Source organism: Mesorhizobium sp. P2_C4, from assembly GCF_056404575.1.
Window position 1 is genome coordinate 1 of sequence record NZ_JBFUDT010000015.1, and the last position, 20,628, is coordinate 20,628.

Annotated in this window: 21 protein-coding genes; 16 read left to right on the plus strand and 5 right to left on the minus strand. The window is 62.4% G+C overall.

The features are described from left to right. From AC1DX6_RS30335 to AC1DX6_RS30355, 5 genes are all read left to right on the plus strand, one after another. Positions 1 to 673: corrinoid protein (locus AC1DX6_RS30335; protein WP_477320241.1), on the plus strand; the 673-nt coding region annotated here is incomplete at its 5' end. A gap of 84 nt (positions 674 to 757) precedes the next feature. Beyond that, a complete protein-coding gene (locus AC1DX6_RS30340) occupies positions 758 to 1,867 on the plus strand; it encodes a mandelate racemase/muconate lactonizing enzyme family protein (RefSeq protein WP_477320243.1) in 1,110 nt (369 codons plus the stop codon). 184 nt (positions 1,868 to 2,051) lie between these two features. Then, the gene (locus AC1DX6_RS30345) at positions 2,052 to 2,531 is read left to right on the plus strand and encodes a DUF3828 domain-containing protein (protein WP_477320245.1); all 480 of its coding nucleotides are present in this window, start codon (positions 2,052 to 2,054) and stop codon (positions 2,529 to 2,531) included. 4 nt (positions 2,532 to 2,535) lie between these two features. Further along, a complete protein-coding gene (locus tag AC1DX6_RS30350) occupies positions 2,536 to 3,093 on the plus strand; it encodes a hypothetical protein (RefSeq protein ID WP_477320247.1) in 558 nt (185 codons plus the stop codon). Positions 3,094 to 3,100: 7 nt separating this feature from the next. Then, the gene (locus AC1DX6_RS30355) at positions 3,101 to 4,285 is read left to right on the plus strand and encodes a mandelate racemase/muconate lactonizing enzyme family protein (protein ID WP_477320249.1); all 1,185 of its coding nucleotides are present in this window, start codon (positions 3,101 to 3,103) and stop codon (positions 4,283 to 4,285) included. 29 nt (positions 4,286 to 4,314) lie between these two features. Here AC1DX6_RS30355 and queF read toward each other — a convergent pair whose 3' ends face one another. Continuing rightward, positions 4,315 to 4,776, minus strand: coding sequence for a preQ(1) synthase (gene queF, locus AC1DX6_RS30360; protein ID WP_477320251.1), 462 nt, complete (start codon positions 4,774 to 4,776; stop codon positions 4,315 to 4,317). A gap of 137 nt (positions 4,777 to 4,913) precedes the next feature. On the opposite strand from queF, the gene AC1DX6_RS30365 reads away from it, so the two are divergent. Both AC1DX6_RS30365 and AC1DX6_RS30370 read left to right on the plus strand, forming a co-directional pair. Next, positions 4,914 to 6,959: an oxidoreductase gene (locus AC1DX6_RS30365; protein WP_477320253.1), complete on the plus strand. Its 2,046-nt coding sequence runs from the start codon at positions 4,914 to 4,916 to the stop codon at positions 6,957 to 6,959. Between the two features lie 189 nt (positions 6,960 to 7,148). Further along, positions 7,149 to 7,886, plus strand: coding sequence for a hypothetical protein (locus tag AC1DX6_RS30370; protein WP_477320255.1), 738 nt, complete (start codon positions 7,149 to 7,151; stop codon positions 7,884 to 7,886). Between the two features lie 187 nt (positions 7,887 to 8,073). Here the strand turns inward: AC1DX6_RS30370 and AC1DX6_RS30375 are convergent, their stop codons facing one another. Continuing rightward, positions 8,074 to 8,481, minus strand: coding sequence for a hypothetical protein (locus AC1DX6_RS30375; protein WP_477320257.1), 408 nt, complete (start codon positions 8,479 to 8,481; stop codon positions 8,074 to 8,076). Between the two features lie 116 nt (positions 8,482 to 8,597). Between AC1DX6_RS30375 and AC1DX6_RS30380 the strand changes: the two genes are divergently transcribed. Then, positions 8,598 to 9,032 (plus strand): MarR family winged helix-turn-helix transcriptional regulator, encoded by a 435-nt coding sequence (locus tag AC1DX6_RS30380; protein ID WP_477320259.1) that lies wholly within the window; start codon positions 8,598 to 8,600, stop codon positions 9,030 to 9,032. A 156-nt stretch (positions 9,033 to 9,188) separates the two neighbouring features. Here the strand turns inward: AC1DX6_RS30380 and AC1DX6_RS30385 are convergent, their stop codons facing one another. Then, positions 9,189 to 11,264, minus strand: coding sequence for a putative bifunctional diguanylate cyclase/phosphodiesterase (locus AC1DX6_RS30385; protein ID WP_477320261.1), 2,076 nt, complete (start codon positions 11,262 to 11,264; stop codon positions 9,189 to 9,191). A 311-nt stretch (positions 11,265 to 11,575) separates the two neighbouring features. Here AC1DX6_RS30385 and AC1DX6_RS30390 point away from each other — a divergent pair, with 311 nt between their 5' ends. Next, a complete protein-coding gene (locus AC1DX6_RS30390; RefSeq protein WP_477320263.1) occupies positions 11,576 to 12,763 on the plus strand; it encodes a glycine C-acetyltransferase in 1,188 nt (395 codons plus the stop codon). 52 nt (positions 12,764 to 12,815) lie between these two features. After that, positions 12,816 to 13,850: an L-threonine 3-dehydrogenase gene (gene tdh / locus AC1DX6_RS30395; protein ID WP_477320265.1), complete on the plus strand. Its 1,035-nt coding sequence runs from the start codon at positions 12,816 to 12,818 to the stop codon at positions 13,848 to 13,850. A 207-nt stretch (positions 13,851 to 14,057) separates the two neighbouring features. On the opposite strand, the gene AC1DX6_RS30400 is transcribed toward tdh, so the two are convergent. Beyond that, on the minus strand, positions 14,058 to 14,525 hold the full coding sequence (locus AC1DX6_RS30400; protein ID WP_477320267.1) for a MarR family winged helix-turn-helix transcriptional regulator: 468 nt from the start codon (positions 14,523 to 14,525) through the stop codon (positions 14,058 to 14,060). A gap of 76 nt (positions 14,526 to 14,601) precedes the next feature. On the opposite strand from AC1DX6_RS30400, the gene hmgA reads away from it, so the two are divergent. The 5 genes from hmgA to AC1DX6_RS30425 are packed head-to-tail and all read left to right on the plus strand — an operon-like array spanning position 14,602 to position 18,663. Beyond that, the gene (gene hmgA, locus AC1DX6_RS30405; RefSeq protein ID WP_477320269.1) at positions 14,602 to 15,915 is read left to right on the plus strand and encodes a homogentisate 1,2-dioxygenase; all 1,314 of its coding nucleotides are present in this window, start codon (positions 14,602 to 14,604) and stop codon (positions 15,913 to 15,915) included. Further along, positions 15,912 to 16,814 carry an MBL fold metallo-hydrolase gene (locus tag AC1DX6_RS30410; protein ID WP_477320271.1) on the plus strand — a complete coding sequence of 301 codons (903 nt, stop codon included), beginning with the start codon at positions 15,912 to 15,914 and terminating at the stop codon, positions 16,812 to 16,814. Before hmgA ends, AC1DX6_RS30410 begins: the two co-directional genes overlap by 4 nt. Next, positions 16,811 to 17,824 (plus strand): fumarylacetoacetate hydrolase family protein, encoded by a 1,014-nt coding sequence (locus AC1DX6_RS30415; RefSeq protein ID WP_477320273.1) that lies wholly within the window; start codon positions 16,811 to 16,813, stop codon positions 17,822 to 17,824. Before AC1DX6_RS30410 ends, AC1DX6_RS30415 begins: the two co-directional genes overlap by 4 nt. A 4-nt stretch (positions 17,825 to 17,828) precedes the next feature. After that, entirely contained in the window at positions 17,829 to 18,122 is a 294-nt protein-coding gene (locus AC1DX6_RS30420; RefSeq protein WP_477320275.1) for a hypothetical protein, read from the plus strand. Between the two features lie 4 nt (positions 18,123 to 18,126). Further along, the gene (locus tag AC1DX6_RS30425; protein WP_477320277.1) at positions 18,127 to 18,663 is read left to right on the plus strand and encodes a DinB family protein; all 537 of its coding nucleotides are present in this window, start codon (positions 18,127 to 18,129) and stop codon (positions 18,661 to 18,663) included. Positions 18,664 to 18,879: 216 nt separating this feature from the next. Here AC1DX6_RS30425 and hppD read toward each other — a convergent pair whose 3' ends face one another. After that, positions 18,880 to 19,995, minus strand: coding sequence for a 4-hydroxyphenylpyruvate dioxygenase (gene hppD, locus AC1DX6_RS30430; protein ID WP_477320279.1), 1,116 nt, complete (start codon positions 19,993 to 19,995; stop codon positions 18,880 to 18,882). A gap of 139 nt (positions 19,996 to 20,134) precedes the next feature. On the opposite strand from hppD, the gene AC1DX6_RS30435 reads away from it, so the two are divergent. Beyond that, a complete protein-coding gene (locus AC1DX6_RS30435; protein ID WP_477242734.1) occupies positions 20,135 to 20,602 on the plus strand; it encodes an Lrp/AsnC family transcriptional regulator in 468 nt (155 codons plus the stop codon). The last annotated feature ends 26 nt before the right edge of the window (positions 20,603 to 20,628 follow it).

Consider the following 20,628-nt stretch of genomic DNA (forward strand, 5'->3'; position numbering starts at 1 on the left):
CCTTTCCGAGCTTTCCGACGACGAGTTGGTGCAGCAGATGCACGACGACCTCTATGACGGGTTGAAGGAAGAGATCGAGGAAGGCACCAACATCCTGCTCGAGCGCGGCTGGGTGCCCTACAAGGTGCTGACCGAGGCACTGGTCGAAGGCATGCGCATCGTTGGCGAGGATTTTCGCGACGGCATCCTGTTCGTCCCCGAAGTGCTGTTGTCCGCCAACGCGATGAAGGCCGGCATGTTCATCCTGCGGCCGCTGCTTGCCGCCACCGGAGCGCCGAAGCAGGGCAAGATGGTGATCGGCACCGTCAAGGGCGACATCCACGACATCGGCAAGAACCTCGTCGGCATGATGATGGAGGGTGCGGGCTTCGACGTCATCGACCTCGGCATCAACAATGCGGTCGAGAAGTATCTCGATGCGATCGAGCAACACCAGCCTGACATCATCGGCATGTCGGCGCTGCTGACCACCACCATGCCCTACATGAAAGTCGTCATCGACACGATGAAGGAAAAGGGCATTCGCGACGACTATGTCGTGCTGGTTGGCGGCGCGCCGCTCAACGAGGAATTCGGCAAGGCCGTCGGCGCCGATGCCTATTGCCGCGACGCGGCCGTGGCGGTCGAAACCGCCAAGGACTACATGAAGCGCAAGCACAACGTGCGGGCTTGAGCACGGCAGTGCGATCCAGCACCGTCATGCACGAGGATGGCCAGATGGCCGCAATCGCTTGGCCTGGAGGCGGCTGAGGCCCGTATGCGCATCGAGTCGATCAAGGTCTATCAGATGCTTCTGCCGGTCAAAGGCGGTGCCTACCGGATGGCCAGCGATACCGTGCGGGATCTGGACAGCACGCTCGTTGAAGTGACCACCGAGGACGGACTGTCAGGTTGGGGTGAGACTTGCCCGGTCGGCCCTGTCTATCAGCCCCAACATGCTCTGGGTGCGAGGGCGGCAATTGCAGAAATGGCGCCCGGCCTCGTCGGCGAGGACACCACATCCATGCGCCGCCTCGCGAAAAGAATGGACGAGCGGCTGAATGGTCACAACTATGCCAAGGCGGCCTTGGACATAGCTCTCTTCGACCTCGCTGGCCAGCGGCTGGGCGTTCCGGTTTCAACACTTCTGGGCGGAGCGCTCACCGATCGTGTGCCCTCCTACTACTCGACCATTGTCGGAGCACCGGATGAGACGGCACGTATTGCCGCCGACAAGGTCAAGGCCGGTTACCCTCGGCTTCAGATCAAGATAGGCGGACGGGATCTCGAACAGGACGTCGCCACCGTGCACAAGGTATGGGAAGCGGTTGGCTTCAAGGCCCGGATAGCGGTCGACGCCAATCGCGGCCTCACCACCGTGGCGGCGCTGCACATCGACCGGCTTTGCCAGGCAATCCCGTTCGTGTTTGAACAGCCCTGCAACACCTTGGAGGAAGTCGCGAGCCTCAAGGGACGCCTTACCCATCCGGTCTATCTCGATGAGAATACCGAGGATTTGAATGCTGTCCTGCGGGCAGTGTCTTCAGGTATCGCGGACGGATTCGGATTGAAGGTCACCCGGCTTGGCGGCCTCACCAAGATGGCAACGGTCCGCGACCTGTGTGCGATACGATCGCTTCCGCACAGCTGCGACGATACCTGGGGAGGGGACGTCATCGCCGCGGCATGCGTGCACCTCGCCGCGACCGTCGAGCCGGGACGTTTTGAGGGTGCCTGGATCGCGCAGGAGTACATTGAAGGGCATACCGATCCCGTGAATCCCATCGTCATCGAAAACGGGCATATACGCGTCCCGCAGATGCCAGGGCTCGGTGTCAAGCCCGAGCGCTCCCAACTCAAAGCGCCTGTCGCGACTTTCGGCGGCTGAGGATCCTGTGATGTTCGCGGCGATTGTATCTGGCCAGTATTGTTGGGAATTGCGGACCTCCAGAACGTCTGGCGGGACACCTGGGGTTGGCGCTTCGGGACTTCATCAGCTGCAAAAAAGCCGATATGCAAGGTGCGTGGTGTCGACCTTGCCATTTTTGCCGCTGAACGCCCGGAGATCCTCGATGAGACCGATTGTGCTGGCCGCTGTCTTTTCCCTTGCCGTGCCCGCCGTCGCCCTGGCGGGCCCGGCGTCCAACGTCGTGAAATTCTTCTATGTGCCCGAAGTGAAATTCGAGGCCGATGCCAAGTATCGCGACCGCTTCACCGAACCGGTGACGAAACTCTTCGATCTCAACGACCAGGCGCAGAAGAACAAGCCTGACGAGGTCGCCTGCATCGATTTCGATCCAGGTCTCGACGCACAGGACTTCGACCAGAAGACCGTGGCGAAGACACTTAAGCTCGCCGAGGCCGTCAGCGGCGATACCGCCGAAGTCACCGCAACGTTCAGCCTTTTCGCGGAAGGCGACGATTCCAAGCGCGAAATGCTGTGGTCTCTGAAGAAGGTCGACGGCAAGTGGAAGGTCGCCGACATCACCTCGAAGACCAGCAACTGGACGCTGAGCGCGCTGGAATGCATGCCCGACAAGGCACCGGAGTGACGTCATGCTTCGTTGCCGTCTTCTGGTCCTTGCGACTGTGTGCCTGCCGATGGTGAGCGCCGCCGCTGCTCAGGGCCTGCTTGGGGCACCCCCGGCCAACGCGCCAGGCGGTGCGTCGGAACCAGCAACGCCACCGCTCGCAGCCCCACCAGCCGACAGTGCGCCAGTGCCGATCCAGCCGGGATCGCCGACGGCGGTGGTCAGGCCATTTTACGATCAGGTCGGGCTGGAGATCGATCCGGCACAGCGCAGCCACTTCGTCGACCCGGCGAAGACCGTGCTCGACAAGAGCGACGCGCTGCGCAAATCGGGGCAGGGCGAGTGCCTCGACCCCAACATGGCTCTCGACAATGCGGACTACGACAAGGCCGAGATCGACAAGAGCCTGAGGACGATTGAAGCGGTCAATGGCGACCAGGCCAAGGTCATCGTCGCCTTCGTTGTGTCAGGCAATCCGCATCGGCTGGAATGGAAGTTCAAAAAGGTCGACGGCGACTGGAAGATATCAGACCTGTTGTCGGTGACCGGCGAATGGGCGCTCAGCCAATATCAGTGCGAATAGGGAACCCATGAAGATCACCAACATCCGCGTCACCCATGTCAATGTCCCGCTCGACGCGCCGTTCTGGTGGACGGCCGGCCTCTATGGCGGCGCCTCGAAGTCGATCATCGAGGTCGAGACCGACGAAGGCGTGGTTGGCCTCGGCGAGGCGCCGTGGTGGCACTTCGGCGAGGTGATCAAGGCCGAGATCGCGCCGGCGCTGATTGGTGCCGATCCGCTCGACATCGCCGATTGCGAGGCACGCTGCGTGCCGCCCTGGCAGATCACCGCCAACACTGGCGAGAATGCCGCCTCCGTGGCGTTCGGTTCCGTCGAACTGGCGCTGTGGGACATCAGGGGCAAGGTCTTCGGCATGCCGCTCTACAAGCTGCTTGGCGGCGCGGTACGCAAGGACATTCCGTTCTCGGAATATTTCGCCTTTCGCCCCGAGCAGGACGGGGCCGGCGGCCAGATGACGCCGGAAGCCATCGTCGACTATTGCCTCAAGATGCGCGAGGAGCATGGCTCGACGATCTTCGAGGGCAAGCTGATCATGGGCGATCCCCAGCTCGAAATCAGGGCCGTGCGCATGCTGCGTGAGGCGCTGGGCGAAAAGGCGCAGATCAAGCTCGATTCCAACATGCAATGGTCGCTGACCACGGCGCGCTGGGTGCTGCGTGAAATCGAGCCGTTCAACATCCGCAACTATGAGGATCCGGTCGCCACCTTCGAGGAGATGGCCGCACTTCGCCAGCACTCGCGCATTCCGTTTTCGACGCACACTCCCGATCTCAGGCGGGCCGTTGCGCTGGGTGCGCCGGACTATTTCGTCTGCAATTTCGCCGCCCTCGGCGGCCTGTCCAAAACCCTGAAATTCATCGCCGCCTGCGAGGCGATGGGCAAGGGGTTCTGGTGCTACTCGAACGATCTCGGCATCATGACGTCAGCCTATCTGCATGTCGTGGCGGCGACGCAGTGGATTACCGAGGCATCGCAGTCGCTGTTTGCCTGGCAGATCGGCGACGTCATCAAGGATGGTCCGTTCCGGCAGACCAACAACACGGTGCGCGTGCCGGAAGGCCACGGGCTGGGCGTCGAACTCGACCCCGCGGCGATGAAACGCTGGGCCGCGCATTTCGCCGAGCACGGCCCGATGCACCATTTCAGCGATCCGAACCACCCCGGCCGCTACAAGCGGCTGCCGCTGAACTGATGCAATTTCGATCGTCCAGACGTCCTTGCTCATCCACGCCCGCGATAGGGCGCGACACCGGTATCGGGCAGCCAGGAGCCTTCTGGCGGCGCGCCGGTCTGCCAGAACACGTCGATCGGAATGCCGCCGCGCGGATACCAATAGCCGCCTATGCGCAACCACAAGGGCTTGGTAGCTGCCACTATGCGGCGGCCGATCATGACGGTGCATTCTTCATGGAAGGCGCCATGGTTGCGAAATGAGGTCATGAACAGCTTGAGCGACTTCGATTCCACCAGAGCCGTATCGGGTGCGTAGTCGATGACGATATGGGCGAAATCCGGCTGGCCGGTGACCGGGCACAGCGAGGTGAATTCCGGGCAGACGAAGCGCACGATGGCCGGCGGGCCATCGCCACGCGAAAACGGCACGGTCTCCAGGACCGCTGTTTCTGGGCTCTGTGGCGGCTCGACATGGGCGCCGAGCTGGGTGAGGGTTTTGGTATCGATCATGGGCGGGGTTCCTTGGATTTTGCCGCTCATTAGCATCGGACCGAAAAGTGCGCAGCGGTTTTCGGAAAAATCCGATGCGTGAAATAGAAGCGGGAGCAGCACGCTGCTTCCGCACAATTTGAAACGACAGGAAGACGATGGCCAGCAACGATCCGCTTCTCCAACCTTATCAGCTCAAACATCTGACGCTGAAGAACCGGGTGATGTCGACCAGCCACGAGCCGGCCTATTCCGAGGACGGTATGCCGAAGGAGCGCTACCGGCTCTACCACGCCGAAAAGGCCAAAGGCGGCATGGCGCTGACCATGACCGCCGGTTCGGCCATCGTCTCGCGCGACAGCCCGGCCGCCTTCGGCAATCTGCATGTCTATGATGACCGCATCGTGCCGTGGCTCGCCGAGCTGGCGGATGCCTGCCACGAGCATGATTGCAAGGTGATGATCCAGATCACCCATCTCGGTCGCCGCACCGGCTGGAACAAGGCCGACTGGCTGCCGGTGCTGTCAGCGTCGCCGGTGCGCGAGCCGGCGCATCGCGCCTTCCCGAAGACCATCGAGGACTGGGACATCGAACGCATCGTCGCCGACTACGCTTCGGCTGCCCAGCGCTGCCAGGCGGCCGGCCTCGACGGCATCGAGTTCGAGGCCTACGGCCATCTGATGGACGGCTTCTGGTCACCGGCCACCAACCAGCGCGACGATGATTTCGGCGGCTCGCTCGACAATCGGCTGCGCTTTACCGGCATGGTGCTCGACGCGGTGCGGGCGGCGGTCGGCGACAAGTTCGTCGTCGGCATCCGCATGGTCGCCGACGAGGATTTTGAGAAGGGCCTGTCGAAAGAGGAGGGCGTCGGCATCGCCAAGCGTCTGGCCGGCTCCGGCAAGGTCGATTTCCTCAACATCATTCGCGGCTCGATCGAGACCGATGCGGCGCTGACCAGGGTCATCCCGGTGACCGGCATGCGCTCATCGCCGCATCTCGATTTTGCCGGCGAGGTAAGGGCGGCGACGAAGTTCCCGACCTTCCATGCGGCGCGCATTTCCGACGTCGCCACCGCACGCCATGCCATCGCCACCGGCAAGCTTGACATGGTCGGCATGACCCGCGCCCATATCGCCGATCCGCATATTATCAAAAAGGTGATGGAGGGCCGCGAGCACGAGATCCGCCCCTGTGTCGGCGCCACCTATTGCCTCGACCGCATCTATGAGGGCGGCGAGGCGCTGTGCATCCACAATGCTGCGACCGGGCGCGAGGCCGAGATTCCGCACATCATCGCCAAGACCGAAGGACCAAAACGCAAGGTGATCGTTGTCGGCGCTGGTGCCGGCGGGCTGGAGGCGGCGCGTGTCGCGGCCGAGCGCGGGCATCAGGTCACGGTGCTGGAAGCGTCGAGCCAGGCCGGCGGCCAGGTTCGGCTGGCGACGCAGAACCCGCGCCGCAAGGAACTGATCGGCATCATCGACTGGCGGCTGGCCGAACTTGAGCGGCTCGGGGTCGAGATCCGCTATGACACCTGGGCCGAGAAGGACGAAGTGCTGGCGCTGTCGCCCGACGTGGTGGTGGTTGCCACCGGCGGCTTGCCGCAGAACCCGCCGCTGGCGGCGGGCGACAATCTCGTCACGTCGAGTTGGGACATCATGGCCGGCAGCGTCAAGCCGGCCGAGAACGTGCTGCTCTATGACGACAATGGCGGCCATCAGGGCATGGGCGCGGCCGAACTGATCGCCAACAGCGGCGCCAAGCTGGAACTGGTTTCGCCCGAGCGTTTCTTTGCGCCGGAAATGGGCGGCATGAACCATGTGCCCTATATGCGCGCATTCCAGGAAAAGGGCGTCACCGTCACCATCAATACGCGCCTGCGTTCGGTGCGGCGCGAGGGCAATCAACTGGTGGCGGAGCTGGCCTCCGACTTCGCCGATGGCTGGCGCGGCGAGCGGCGGGTCGACCAGGTGGTGGTCGAGCACGGCACGCTGCCGCTCGACGATCTTTATCTGACGCTGAAGCCGCTGTCGAAGAACGGCGGCGCGGTGGACTACGAGCGGCTGGTCAATGGCGGCGACATTTTTCCGGCGCGCAATGCGGAAGGCGGTTTTGTGCTTTTCCGCATCGGCGACGCGGTCGCCTCGCGCAACATCCACGCCGCGATCTATGACGGCATCAGGTTCGGTCTCAGGATCTGAGCGTCCGCTCGCGGGCAACGCCCCGCTTGGACTGGACTTGTCCGGTCATATTGGTAACTTTCCGCGATCCGGCTGATCTAGGCGGGAAGAGCAGACACAATTCTACTGAAAGTCTGTACAGGAATCCCGACGCCGATCGCTTCCGCAGCGAGAAGTTGACGGCACGTCAAACGAAGTCGGGGGGCCAATTTGACCAAAGAAGAACTGTTCGTGCCGCGCCAGACCAACACCGCGCTTTATATGCAGTTGCACGAGCTTGGGCACGCGCTCGCCGATATCCTCCGCGTCCAGAACGCTTACCGTGTCGGTTGCGCCATGTTCAACGGCCGCTACCGCAAGACGGCGCGGCCTTTCATCTGCCATGCGGTGGGTGCTGCTTCATCGGTCGCGCATTTCGATAGAGACCTCGATCTTGTCATCGCGGCAATGTTTCACGCCGCCTATGACAGCGCACAATATCCGGACGGCAGATCCAGCCGGCGCAGCGATACGCACCGGAAGTGGCTGCAGCAAAAGATCGGACCGACAGTGGAAAATCTTGTGGCACGGGTCGACGCAATGAAGTTCGACACCGGAGACCCAGAGCGCCTTGTGACGGAAGGTGTGCCGGCGGGTGACGAGGACATCCTGTTTCTGCGGCTTGCCCACGAGGTCGATGACATGGCGGACGGGGGAATGGCATTTGCTCCCAAATACGGCCAATCGATAGAATCGCGGATCGAGGCCTGTGCCATACTGGCCAGGCGCTTGGGCCGTGAGAGTCTGGCCATGACGATAGAGACCTATGGCAGCCTTTACCAGACGCAGGCGTGGGCGGCCGCGCTGCAGGACGCCAAGCTGAAAGGTTTTCGAATCGCGCCGAACTTGCGCACATATATCAAGCTGCGCTGGGAACATTGGCGCGGCGGTTCGGTCGAGGTGCTTTAGGGCACGTTGCCAATGCCTCGTGCGACACAACGAGATCGTGTCCTTTGCCGTCCGAATTTGGTGGCGCGCAGCCGAACCGCCGTACGGAGAGCCATCAGGCACGTCGGTCCGGTCTGCGCGCCGCGCACGTCACCGGCGTGTCGCCGGCAGCGTACGATCCTGTGAGATGCGACTGCGGCAGGGCCGCTCAAAACATCCTGGCCACCGCCATGCAGAGCACGGTGATGGCCAGCAGCCCGGCGGCAATGCGTTCGCCCCTGGCCATTCTCGTGCGCAGCTGCGCTTCAGTCGCCGCATCCGCGCCGGCAAGCTGCCGGCTGGCGGGGCGAACCAGGGCGCTGAGAACGCCGGCGGCCGCAAAGGCGGTGACGATGCCCAGCGCCAGCACCCGCTCCATCGAACCGAAATACGCGCCATGGAAGAAGTACCAGAGCAGCGCGCCGGTCAGGAAAACCATGCCGGCCGCGCCCATTTGCGGCTGGATGAAGCGCTCTGCCCTTATGTCGGGGTCGCGGGCCAGCGTGATGGTCGTGCCGGCCCAGAACACGCCGGCCATGACATGAAGACCGAGAACGACGATATAGACATATTGCATGACCGCATTCCTCTTTTACCTGCTGCAGACCACAAAGTTAGATATCTAATGATTAGATGTCAATGTTTGTGACCGGGCCAGTTCCATCCGCATATCCATTGTTCTAGTGTCTGCTCATGACGCCTTTTGACCGCCCGCCAGTCGGCATGAATCTCGGCCGCACCGCCAAGCTTGTCGCCCAGGCCTTCGACGCTGCCTTGGTCGAGGCCGGCGGCACGCTGCCGGTCTGGCTCACTCTGCTTTCGGTCAAGTCGCGGGAACTGGCCAACCAGCGCGAGCTGGCCGGCATGATCGGCATCCAGGGCGCCACACTGACCCACCATCTCAACGCGATGGAGACGCAAGGCCTGCTGCTACGGCGCCGCGATCCTGCGAACCGACGGGTTCATCTGGTCGAACTGACCGCGGCCGGAGAGGCGATGTTCGAGAGGCTGCGGACGGCCGCGCTCGCTTTCGACAAGCGACTGCGGGCGGGATTGCCGGAGGACCGGCTGGCGGAATTCGCCGAGATGCTGGCAGCACTTCGGGCCAACGTCGCGCAGGCGAAATGACCCGCGCTATGCTCCAGGGTGGGTTGAGATTCAGGTCAGGCCGAGCCGAAAATGGCCGATGCCGAGAACCGGAGCGGAGCGTACTGCAGTACGTGAGCACCGGAAGCGCAGGTGTCGGCTATTTGCAGGCCGGCCTCACCTGATTATCAATACACCCTAAGCCAGGCTGCCCTGCAGCACCTTCAGCTTGGCCTTTTTTTTCGGGGCGCGGGCCACCAGCCATTCGCGCGCCTTGTCCTGCGGCATCGGGAAGGCGATGGAATAGCCCTGCACCTGGTCGCAGCCGATCGCCATCAGCGAATCGAGCTCGGCTTCGGTTTCCGCACCCTCGGCGACAATCGAGATGCCGAGGCCGCGCGCAAGTTCGGTGATGGCGCGCACGATCTTGGTGTTGTCGCCGTTCTCGTTGATGTTCTGGACGAAGCGGCGGTCGATCTTCAGCCGGTCGATCTCGTTCGGGTTGACGTGGCTGAGCGAGGCGTAGCCGGTGCCGAAATCGTCGAGTTCGAGGTGGACGCCGGCCGCACGGATGTGCCGCAGCTTCGCCGCGATCCCGGTCTTCTCGTCGTCGAGAATGACGGATTCGACGATTTCGAGCGACAGTTTCTGCGGTGCCAGCCCTGCCTTCTCCAGCGTGGCGAACAGGAACCGGTCGAAATCGGGCTCACGCAGTTCGGTGCCGGAGACGTTGACGGCAAGACGCCCGAAAGCAATGCCGGCACGGTCCCATTCGGCTGCCTCGTTGATCGCCTTGGCGATGACGATGCGGCCTATCTCCGGCATGAAGCCGCATTTTTCGGCGACCGGAATGAATTCGCCCGGTGCGATCATGCCGCGTTCGGCATGCTTCCAGCGCACCAGCGCCTCGATGCCGCTGATCGTGCCGTCGGTCAGCGAAACCTGTGGCTGGAAATAGACCTGGAAGGCACTCTCCGAAATGGCGACCTTGATGTCGTGCTCGAGCTGCTTGCGATAGTCGAGCTCGCGCCGCAATTCCTCGGAGAAGAAAGAGAAGCTGCCACCACCGAGCTTCTTGGCCGAATAAAGCGCCAGGTCGGCGTGGACGAGCAAATCCTGCGCATTGTCGGCGTCGATCGGATAGACCGCAATGCCGGCGCTGGCGCCCGGGAGGATGGTCGTGCCCTGAAAGGTGATCGGCTCGTTGATCTGCTCCAGGATGCGCCTGGCGACCATGTTGATGTCTTCGGTGCCGCCGGCGCCATTGAGGATCATCACGAACTCGTCGCCGCCGAGACGCGCGCACAGATCCGAAGCCCGACAGGCGTCTCGCATCCGTTGCGCGGTGACGACCAGCACATAGTCGCCGGCTGCGTGGCCGAGCGTGTCGTTGATCTGCTTGAACCGGTCGAGGTCGAGCTGGATCACGGCCAGGCGCTCGCGCCGTCGATGCGCGCCCTTGATCAGTGTCTCGAAATGATCGGTCAGGAAGGTGCGGTTGTGCAGGCCGGTCAGCCCGTCATGCACGGCGATGAAGGCCATCGAATTGCGTGCATCGACCAGTTCATGCGTCTTGCGCAGGATGGCTTTCGACATCGGCCGGAAGATGAACAGTGCCACCAGCACGATGACGCCAATGGTGGAGTAGAACAGCGTGCGGTGGAGATCGAGAAGCTTTTCCGACCGCTCGTCGGCATAGGCGCTGATACGCTGGCCAAGGGCCGCATAGCCGGACAGCGTCGCGTTGGCGACGGAGGCGTCGAGATTGACGCGCTCGCCGCCGCCCTTGTAGCCGCCATTGCTGGCCAAGGTGAGCTGGGATTCAAACGACGAGATCAGCCGTTGGCTATTGGCGATGAGCCCGACCGAGAAATAATCGAGGTGAAACGGCTTGGTGTAGAGCACGTTCTCGATCGATTTTGGATCGGACCGTGCCGGCGACAGCGGGTCGGCCCCCGTCTGTTCGAGCAGGAGATCGTAATTCGTCTCGAACTCCACGGTCGCCTGCTTGAGCGCGCTAACCAGCGCCGGCTGCTTGTCGCGTGAGGCGGCGCCTGTTGCGCTGGCAAGGAAGACGATGCGTTGCGAGAGCGCCTTCTCGGTGCTGACGATATCGAGCAGCGTATGGTTATGCTGCTGGGCCGCCATCATCTGCTGCAGCAGGATGAAAGAGGCCATCACCATGGCCGCAATGATAATCAGCGCCAGCCAGTAGCCGCTCTTGATCACCATAATCAGCTTGCGCGAAACGCTATGCACTGGCTGCTGCGACATTTCTGGGTGACCCTCCGGTCAACGGATTCCTGCCATAGGTTCCTGGCGAGAAAACCATTGACGTGAAAGGGTTAACAGGTACGGAAGCCGCCGCGCTGGCCAGCGAAGCTGTCGAGGAAAGCTGCCGAAATGGTTATCATGTGCTTTCACGGCTGTGCTGCATTTGGCCCTATGCTACCCCAGAATGCTGGCCATGTGGTTGCTTCGCGTTGCGGTTGAGCTTTGGCCGTGCCACCGAAGCGGTCGCTTTTGCGATGGATTTTTCGCACCGGCGGGGCGACAGTCCTGCGCACTCTCAAAAGGGCCCGATCATGACCGCTTCATTCCTCTCCCATATCGACAGCGAGCTCGCTGGGCTGAAATCGGCCGGGCTCTACAAATCCGAGCGGGTGATCACCTCGACACAGTCGGCCGAGATCGAGGTCGGCGGCGACAAGGTGCTGAACTTCTGCGCCAACAACTATCTCGGCCTCGCCGACAGCGCCGATTTGCGCAATGCCGCCAAGCAAGCGCTCGACCGCTACGGCTACGGCATGGCGTCGGTGCGCTTCATCTGCGGCACGCAGGAAGAGCACAAGCAGCTCGAATCGACGATTTCCTCTTTCCTCGGCATGGACGACACCATCCTCTACGGCTCCTGCTTCGACGCCAATGGCGGCCTGTTCGAAACGCTGCTCGGTGAAGAGGACGCGATCATCTCCGATGCGCTGAACCACGCCTCGATCATCGACGGCGTGCGGCTGTCGAAGGCAAAACGCTTTCGCTACGCAAACAACGACATGGCCGATCTGGAAGCGCGGCTGAAGGAGGCGAAGGACTGCCGTTTCCGGCTGATCGCCACCGACGGCGTGTTTTCCATGGACGGCATCATCGCCAATCTGAAGGGCGTGTGCGATCTCGCCGACAAATACGGGGCGATGGTCATGGTCGACGACAGCCACGCCGTCGGCTTCGTCGGGAAAAACGGCCGCGGCTCGGCCGAGCATTGCGGCGTCGAGGGCAGGGTCGACATCATCACCGGCACGCTCGGCAAGGCATTGGGCGGCGCGTCCGGCGGCTACACCTCAGGCAAAAGCCAGGTGGTCGACTGGCTGCGCCAGCGTTCGCGGCCCTATCTCTTCTCCAACACGCTGATGCCGGCGATCGCCGGCGCCTCGATCAAGGTGTTCGAATTGGTCAAGGACGGTGATGGTTTGCGCAAGAAGCTCTACGACAATGCCGCCCGGTTCCGTTCCAGCATGGGCAAGCTCGGCTTTACGCTGGCTGGCGCCGATCATCCGATCATCCCGGTGATGCTGGGTGACGCGACGCTGGCGCAGGAGATGGCGACGCGCATGCTGAAGCGCGGCATCTATGTCATCGGCTTTTCCTTCCCGGTGGTGCCGAAGGGCCAGGCGCGCATCCGCACGCAGATGTCGGCGGCGCACTCCGGCGCCGACATTGACCGCGCGGTCGAAGCGTTTGCCGCCGTCGGGCGCGAGTTGGGGGTCATTTCCTGAAAGGCCGAAATCGAAAAGCGATTCCGGATCAAGAGATTCAAGGGACAGAAGCATGTCGAACATGATGAAGGCGCTGGTCAAGGCCAAGGCCGAACCGGGCATATGGATGGAAGAGGTGCCGGTGCCGGAGATCGGCCCCAACGACGTGCTGATCAAGGTGAAAAAGACCGCGATCTGCGGCACCGACGTCCACATCTACAATTGGGACCAGTGGGCGCAGAAAACGGTGCCGGTACCGATGGTCACCGGCCATGAATTCGTTGGCACGGTCGCCGATTTCGGCGCCGCGGTGACCGAGTACAAGGTTGGCCAGCGCGTTTCCGGCGAAGGCCACATCGTCTGCGGCCATTGCCGCAACTGCCGCGCCGGGCGAGGGCATCTCTGCCGCAACACGCTCGGAGTCGGCGTCAACCGTCCCGGCGCCTTTGGCGAGTATCTGGCGATCCCGCAGCACAATGTCGTGCCGATCCCCGACAATGTGCCGGACGAGATCGCCGCGATCTTCGATCCCCTGGGCAATGCCGTCCACACGGCATTGTCCTTCGATCTGGTCGGCGAGGACGTACTGGTCACCGGCGCCGGGCCGATCGGCATTATGGGCGCGCTGGTGGCGCAGTGCGTCGGCGCGCGAAAGGTCGTCATCACCGACATCAACCCGGTGCGGCTGGCGCTGGCCAAAAAGCTCGGCGTCCAGCATGTCGTCGATGCCTCCAAGGAAAGGCTGCGCGACGTCATGCCGGCGCTCGGCATGACCGAGGGCTTTGACGTCGGCCTGGAAATGTCGGGCGCCGCACCCGCCTTCCGCGACATGATCGACACCATGAACAATGGCGGCAAGATCGCCATTTTAGGCATCGCGCCGACCGGCTTCGAGATCGACTGGAACAAGGTCATCTTCAAGATGCTGCATCTCAAGGGCATTTACGGGCGCGAGATGTTCGAGACCTGGTACAAGATGATCGCTCTGGTGCAAGGCCCGCTCGACGTGACCGGCCTGATCACCCACCGCATCGGGATTGATGATTTTCAGACCGGGTTTGACGCGATGCGGAGCGGCAGTTCGGGGAAAGTGGTGATGGACTGGTAGGCGCGCCGACAGAGACGTAGAGTTCCTTCGCGCCCCCCTCTGTCCTGCCGGACATCTCCCCCACAGGTGGGGAGATTGGCTGTTTCGGCGCGTCGCTCATTCTCCAACGTTGGCGATTGGCGAAAGCCTCGCCACGTCCGATCTCCCCCCAAGTGGGGGAGATGTCCGGCAGGACAGAGGGGGGCGCTGTCCCGCCAGCCTTTCCGCCTACTTTTCTTCCAAAGCCCCTTCCAGCGCCGCCACCCCACTTACAATCGCCGTGCGTTCCTCCGCACCCAGCCTCGCCAGCAAATCCCGCTCGAACGCCTTCGCCAGCGGCACCATCTCGCGATAGGCGGCCAGTCCCGCTTTGGTCAGCGTCAGATGTTCGACGCGGCGGTCGTACTCATCAGGCCTGCGCGTCAGCCATCGCCGCCGCTCAAGCTCCGCTATGGCGCGCGAGACCTTGGTCTTGTGCATGGCTGACTGCTCGCCGAGAGCCGTCGCGGTCATGGTGCCGCGCTGGCCGAGCCCGGAAAGGGTTCGCCATTCGGGCCGGGTCAAGCCGTGGCTGTCCTTGTAGATCCGGGAGAATTCGCGGCTGACGGCGTCGGCAAGCCGATAGAGCCGGTAGGGCAGGAAGTTCTCCAGATTGAGAACTTCAGGCTCGTCGGAAGCTTCGCCCTTGGTTGCCATTTTTCAAAGTCGCCATTGATGGTTACATTTTCGATGGTTACAAATGAAACCAGTTTGGTCAACCCGGGAGGATACCGTGGCCTTTTCCTACATGCCGGGGTTCGGCAACGATTTCGAAACCGAAACGCTGCCCGGCTCGCTGCCGCAAGGACGGAATTCGCCGCAGCGGCCGGCCTATGGCCTCTATGCTGAACAGCTTTCCGGCTCGCCCTTCACCGCGCCGCGCGGCACCAATGAGCGCTCCTGGCTCTACCGGATCCGGCCGAGCGTAAAACACACCGGCCGTTTCAAAGCGGCGAACTATCCCTTGTGGAAAACCGCCCCCAATGTCGGCGACCACGAACTGGCGCTCGGCCAATACCGCTGGAACCCGGTGCCGATGCCGAAGGAGCCAACCGACTTCATCGCCGGCATGCGCTCGATCACCACCGCCGGTGACGTGCTCGGGCAAAGCGGCATGGCGGCGCATGTCTATGTCGCCAACCGCTCGATGGTCGACGACCATTTCTTCAACGCTGATGGCGAGTTGCTGATCGTGCCGCAGGTGGGAGCGTTGCGCTTCGTCACCGAGATGGGCGTCATCGAGCTCAGGCCTGGCGAGATCGCCGTGCTGCCGCGCGGCCTCGTCTTCAAGGTCGAACTGGTCGACGCCGAAGTGCGCGGCTATGTCTGCGAGAACTACGGCGCCAAGCTGACGCTGCCCGACCGCGGCCCGATCGGCGCAAATTGCCTCGCCAATCCACGCGATTTCAAGACGCCTTGCGCCTGGTTCGAGGAGAAGGAAACGCCGTGCCGGCTTATCGTAAAATGGTGCGGCAATTTCCACGTCACCGAGATCGGCCATTCGCCGCTCGACGTCGTCGCCTGGCACGGCAACTATGCCCCTTACAAATATGATCTGGCGACCTTTTCGCCGGTCGGCGCGCTGCTGTTCGACCACCCCGATCCGTCGATCTTCACCGTGCTGACGGCGCCGAGCGGCGAGGAGGGCACCGCCAACATCGACTTCGTCATCTTCCCGCCGCGCTGGCTGGTGGCCGAAGACACGTTCCGGCCGCCCTGGTACCACCGCAACATCATGAGCGAGTTCATGGGCCTGATCCATGGCCAGTATGACGCCAAGGAAGAAGGCTTCGTTCCCGGTGGCATCAGCCTCCACAATCTGATGCTGGCGCATGGGCCGGATGCCTCAGGTTTCGAAAAGGCCTCGAAAGTCGAGTTGAAACCGGTCAAGCTCGACAACACCATGGCCTTCATGTTCGAGACCCGCTACCCGCAGATGCTGACCCGCTACGGCGCCGAGCTGGAAACCCGCCAGGACAATTACATCGACTGCTGGGCCGACCTGAAGAAGCGTTTTAACGGCACGCCCGAGGGCGACTGGTCTTGAGCGCCGATCTGCGGCGCGATCGGCTGGTGCTTCTCGGCTCGAAGGGCGGCCCGGCGATCCGGCCGGGCGGGCCGTGGCCGAGTTCGTCGCTGCTGGAAATCGGCGGCCGCAGCATCGTCGTCGATTGCGGGCTGGGCGTGACGCGCGGGCTGGCCGATGACGGCGTCAGCCTGAAGGCGCTTGACCTGATCTTCATCACGCATCTGCATTCCGACCATGTGCTGGAACTCGGGCCGTTGATCCACACCGCCTGGACGGCGGGGCTGGCGACGCTGGTGACGGTGTTTGGGCCGCCCGGCACCGGGCACTACTGGCAGCGCTTTGCCCAAGCGATGGAATTCGACATCGACATCCGCATCGTCGACGAAGGCCGGCCCGATATCAGGGAGATGGTTTCGATCGTCGAATTCGGCGAAGGCGAGGTGTTGGACGAGCGCGGGCTCAAGGTTTCGGCGCTGCGCGTCGACCATCCGCCGGTCACCGACTGCTTTGCCTTGCGCTTCGACCATGCGGGCCAAAGCGTCGTCTTTTCCGCCGACACCGCGTTCTTTCCGCCGCTGGCCGGATTCGCCAAGGGCGCCGACATCCTCGTCCACGAAGCCATGCTGGAACAAGGCATCGAGCGCCTGGTCGCCAAGACCGGCAACGGCGCGCGGCTGAAAGAACATCTGCTTGCAAGCCATAGTTTTGCCGAGGAGGCCGGGCGCATCGCCAGCGATGCCGGCGTGAAGAGATTGGTGCTCAATCACCTCATTCCGGCCGACGATGCCGAGATCGGCGAGGCAGATTGGACCACCGCTGTCAGGAAAACATGGGCCGGCGACTTGACGATCGCCCGCGACGGCCTTGTTGTGGGGTTAAGCAGCGCCAAAGCTGCACGAGGAGAGGAAACCGCATGAAGCTTGCCACATTGAAGGACGGGACGCGCGACGGAAAACTCGTCGTCGTCTCGCGCGACCTGACGCGTTTCACCGACGCCTCGTTCCTGGCGCGCACGCTGCAGGCGGCACTCGACGATTGGCGCAGGATTTCGCCGCATCTGGCGACGATCGCGGAATCGCTGGAAAACAATGCGGTGCCCTCCGTGCGCTTTCACGAGCACGACGCCCATTCGCCGCTGCCGCGCGCCTATCAATGGGCCGACGGCTCGGCCTATGTGAACCACGTCGAACTGGTGCGAAAAGCGCGTGGCGTGGAAATGCCGGCGAGTTTCTGGACCGACCCGCTGATCTACCAGGGCGGCTCGGACTCCTTCATCGCGCCGCGCGACCCGATCCGCATGGCCGACGAAGCCTTCGGCATCGACATTGAGGCGGAGGTCGCAGTCATTGTCGACGACGTGCCGATGGGCGCCAGTATCGAACAGGCGCGCGCCGCGATCCGGCTGCTCATGCTGGTCAATGACGTCACATTGCGCGCGCTGACCGGGCCGGAGCTGGCGAAAGGCTTCGGCTTCTTCCAGTCAAAGCCGTCTTCGGCTTTTTCGCCGGTAGCGGTGACGCCGGATGAACTCGGCGACGCCTGGGATGGCGGCAAGGTCACGCTGCCGTTGCTCGCCGATCTCAACGGCAAGCCGTTCGGCCGGGCCAATGCCGGCGTCGATATGACTTTCGATTTTCCGGCGCTGATCGTCCATGCCGCCCGGACACGGCCGCTGGTTGCCGGTACCATCATCGGCTCCGGCACCGTCTCCAACAAGCTCGATGGCGGACCGGGAAAACCGGTCTCGGCGGGCGGCGCCGGCTATTCCTGCATCGCCGAACTGCGCATGATCGAGACCATTGAATCAGGCGAACCCAAAACGCCTTTCCTGCGCTTTGGCGATACGGTGCGTATCGAGATGAAGAGCAGAGGCGGCAACTCGATCTTCGGCGCCATCGAACAGAAGGTCGAAAAATACGAGGGGTAAGCCAATGATAGGTGAGACGTTCTATCTTCTTTGCGGTGTCTGGGCGCTTGGGATTCTGCTGGTCTTCATCCTGGCGATCCGGCTGAGCTACCGCATCGAGGCGCGCTCGCCTGATCTGACCAACCGAAGCGGCTTCCCGCGCAAGGCGATGATGTTCCACACCATCACCAACACGAATGTGGCACGGGATGAGGAAACACAAGCCATGCGGCGGCGGATGAACCGGCTTTTACTGATCGTTCTCGCCGGCTTCGCAGTCATGTGGGCAGGCTTGTATCTGGCGCGGTCGGCCGCATGAAATCATGAACCTGCTCGATCATCTGCGCCGCATGGCCGGCAACAATCTCTGGTCGAACGACCGGCTCTATCGCGCCGTGCTGCAGCTCAAGCCCGGCGAATTCGAAGCCGAACGCACCAGCTTTTTTCCCTCGATCAAGGCGACGCTCAACCACATCCTCGCGGTCGATCATCTCTATCTCGATTTCCTGGAGGAGGGTGGCGTCGGCGCGGCCGCCTATGACAACTACGTGCTGTTCGATAGGCCAGAGCCGCTGTTCGCCGCGCAAGTCGCCTCCGACCGGCGCCTGATCGCCTTTTGCGAGAGGCTCTCGCAGGCCGATCTCGACCGCCGCGTCATCACCGACCGGCGCGAGGCCGGCATGATCCCGGAAAAGATCGGCGATATCCTCGCCCACGTCTTCCTGCACGACATCCATCATCGCGGCCAGGTGCACGCGATGCTCTCCGGAACATCGGTCGCGCCGCCGCAGTTGGATGAGTTTCTGCTGGATTATGACTTTAAGGTGAGGCGGGAGGAGATGGAGCGGCTGGGATTGTGATCTGCAAATTCCCAATATCGGCGCCGCCCCTCATTGCCCTGCCGGGCATTTCTCCCCATAAACGGGGAGAAAGGGCTGACCGCAGCCTCGGCGCCCTTCTTGCGACGCTGGAGATTAGCGAAATCATCGATGACAGCGCCCCTCTCCCCGTCACTATACGGGGAGAGGATGCCGGCAGGCAGGTGAGGGGCAGTTCAACGCTGACGATTTTTGGCGTTACGCCGCCTTGCCGTCCACCTTGATCACGCCACGCTTGATCTGGTCCTGCTCGATCGACTCGAACAAAGCGCGGAAATTGCCTTCGCCAAAACCTTCGTCGCCCTTCCTCTGGATGAACTCGAAGAAGATCGGCCCGATCACGGTTTTGGAAAAGATCTGCAGCAGGATCTTGGTCATGCCACCGTCGACCACGCCCTCGCCATCGATCAGGATGCCGTGCTTCTTCATCCGCTCGATCGGCTCGTCATGGCCGTTCACCCTGTTATAGGACATGTCGTAGTAGGTTTCCGGCGGGCCAGGCATGAACTTCAGCCCGTTGGCCGCCAGCCGGTCGGTGGCGCCGTAGATCTCGTCGGTGCCCACCGCGATGTGCTGGATGCCTTCGCCATTGTACTTCTTGAGGTACTCGGCGATCTGGCTGGTCTCGTCCTTGGATTCGTTGAGCGGAATGCGGATCTTGCCGCAAGGCGAGGTGATGGCGCGGCTGACCAGGCCGGTGATCTTGCCGTCAATATCGAAGAAATGGATCTGCTTGAAGCCGAACAGCTCACGGTAGAACGCCCACCATTTGTCCATCTGGCCGCGATAGACATTGTGGGTGAGGTGGTCGAGATAATAGAAGCCGACACCTTCCGGCCGCGGATCGCGCGCGCCCAGCCACTCGAACTCGGCATCATAGGCCGAGCCCTTCTTGCCGTAGCTCTCGACGAAATAGAGCAGCGAGCCGCCAATGCCTGATATGGCCGGCACATCCAGCGCCTTGTCGGCGCCTTCATAGGGCACAGCACCCTTGGCGACGGCATGGTCGAAGGCATGCTTGGCATCGACCACCCGCCAGGCCATCGAGGCCGCGCAAGGTCCATGCTTGTCGACGAACTTCATCGCATGTGAGCCGGGCTCGGCATTGACGACATAATTGATGTCGCCCTGGCGCCAGATGGTGATGGCCTTGCTGCGGTGCCTAGCGACCGCGACATAGCCCATACGGGTGAACAGCTCGGCGAGCTTTTCAGGCTCCGGATGCGCGAACTCGACAAATTCAAAACCGTCGGTACCGGCCGGGTTGGCGGCGCTGATCTTTGCGGGCGGTGCGTCGTGCGGGAAGGGACCCATGGCATTGCTCCAAAACTGGCGGTGGCCGCGGTGGGCCACGCATGAGCAATCATAGCGCGAAGCGGCTGCACGGTGCTTGCATTCAAACGCTTGAAATGATCAAATCATGCGTGATTTGTGCACAAATGGATAAAAAGCCATGGATGAGACGCGTATCGATCAGTTCGACCGCAAGATAATGGCGCTTCTGCAGGGCGACGCGCGTCTGACCAATAACGATCTGTCGGAGCGGGTGAACCTGTCGGCGTCGCAATGCTCGCGCCGCCGCCAGCGGCTGGAAGAGGACGGCTATATCAAGGGCTATCGGGCGGTGCTCGACCGCGACAAGCTCGGTTTCTCGCTGGTCAACGTCATCTCGGTGACTTTGGCCACCCACAACCGCGACAATGCCAGGCGCTTCGGCGAGCTTCTGGCGCGGCTGCCCGAAGTGCAGGAGGCGCACGCGCTGACCGGCGAGATGGATTACATCCTGAAAGTGGTGACGCCCGACCTGAAGTCACTGTCAGAATTCGTCAACGGCGTGCTCCTGCCGCACGAATCCGTGCAGCATGTGAAGACGGCGATCGTGCTGGAGACGCTGAAGGAAACCGGGGCGCTGCCGATTTAGTTATTACGATTATCGGATGCGCCGGC

Excerpts from the sequence above, each read along its gene's own strand:
- AC1DX6_RS30340 (WP_477320243.1), top strand. The coding sequence starts at position 758 with ATGCGCATCGAGTCGATCAAGGTCTATCAGATGCTTCTGCCGGTCAAA.
- AC1DX6_RS30345 (WP_477320245.1), top strand. The coding sequence starts at position 2,052 with ATGAGACCGATTGTGCTGGCCGCTGTCTTTTCCCTTGCCGTGCCCGCC.
- AC1DX6_RS30350 (WP_477320247.1), top strand. The coding sequence starts at position 2,536 with ATGCTTCGTTGCCGTCTTCTGGTCCTTGCGACTGTGTGCCTGCCGATG.
- AC1DX6_RS30355 (WP_477320249.1), top strand. The coding sequence starts at position 3,101 with ATGAAGATCACCAACATCCGCGTCACCCATGTCAATGTCCCGCTCGAC.
- queF (WP_477320251.1), bottom strand. The coding sequence starts at position 4,776 with ATGATCGATACCAAAACCCTCACCCAGCTCGGCGCCCATGTCGAGCCG.
- AC1DX6_RS30365 (WP_477320253.1), top strand. The coding sequence starts at position 4,914 with ATGGCCAGCAACGATCCGCTTCTCCAACCTTATCAGCTCAAACATCTG.
- AC1DX6_RS30375 (WP_477320257.1), bottom strand. The coding sequence starts at position 8,481 with ATGCAATATGTCTATATCGTCGTTCTCGGTCTTCATGTCATGGCCGGC.
- AC1DX6_RS30380 (WP_477320259.1), top strand. The coding sequence starts at position 8,598 with ATGACGCCTTTTGACCGCCCGCCAGTCGGCATGAATCTCGGCCGCACC.
- AC1DX6_RS30385 (WP_477320261.1), bottom strand. The coding sequence starts at position 11,264 with ATGTCGCAGCAGCCAGTGCATAGCGTTTCGCGCAAGCTGATTATGGTG.
- AC1DX6_RS30390 (WP_477320263.1), top strand. The coding sequence starts at position 11,576 with ATGACCGCTTCATTCCTCTCCCATATCGACAGCGAGCTCGCTGGGCTG.
- tdh (WP_477320265.1), top strand. The coding sequence starts at position 12,816 with ATGTCGAACATGATGAAGGCGCTGGTCAAGGCCAAGGCCGAACCGGGC.
- AC1DX6_RS30400 (WP_477320267.1), bottom strand. The coding sequence starts at position 14,525 with ATGGCAACCAAGGGCGAAGCTTCCGACGAGCCTGAAGTTCTCAATCTG.
- AC1DX6_RS30415 (WP_477320273.1), top strand. The coding sequence starts at position 16,811 with ATGAAGCTTGCCACATTGAAGGACGGGACGCGCGACGGAAAACTCGTC.
- AC1DX6_RS30420 (WP_477320275.1), top strand. The coding sequence starts at position 17,829 with ATGATAGGTGAGACGTTCTATCTTCTTTGCGGTGTCTGGGCGCTTGGG.
- AC1DX6_RS30425 (WP_477320277.1), top strand. The coding sequence starts at position 18,127 with ATGAACCTGCTCGATCATCTGCGCCGCATGGCCGGCAACAATCTCTGG.
- hppD (WP_477320279.1), bottom strand. The coding sequence starts at position 19,995 with ATGGGTCCCTTCCCGCACGACGCACCGCCCGCAAAGATCAGCGCCGCC.
- AC1DX6_RS30435 (WP_477242734.1), top strand. The coding sequence starts at position 20,135 with ATGGATGAGACGCGTATCGATCAGTTCGACCGCAAGATAATGGCGCTT.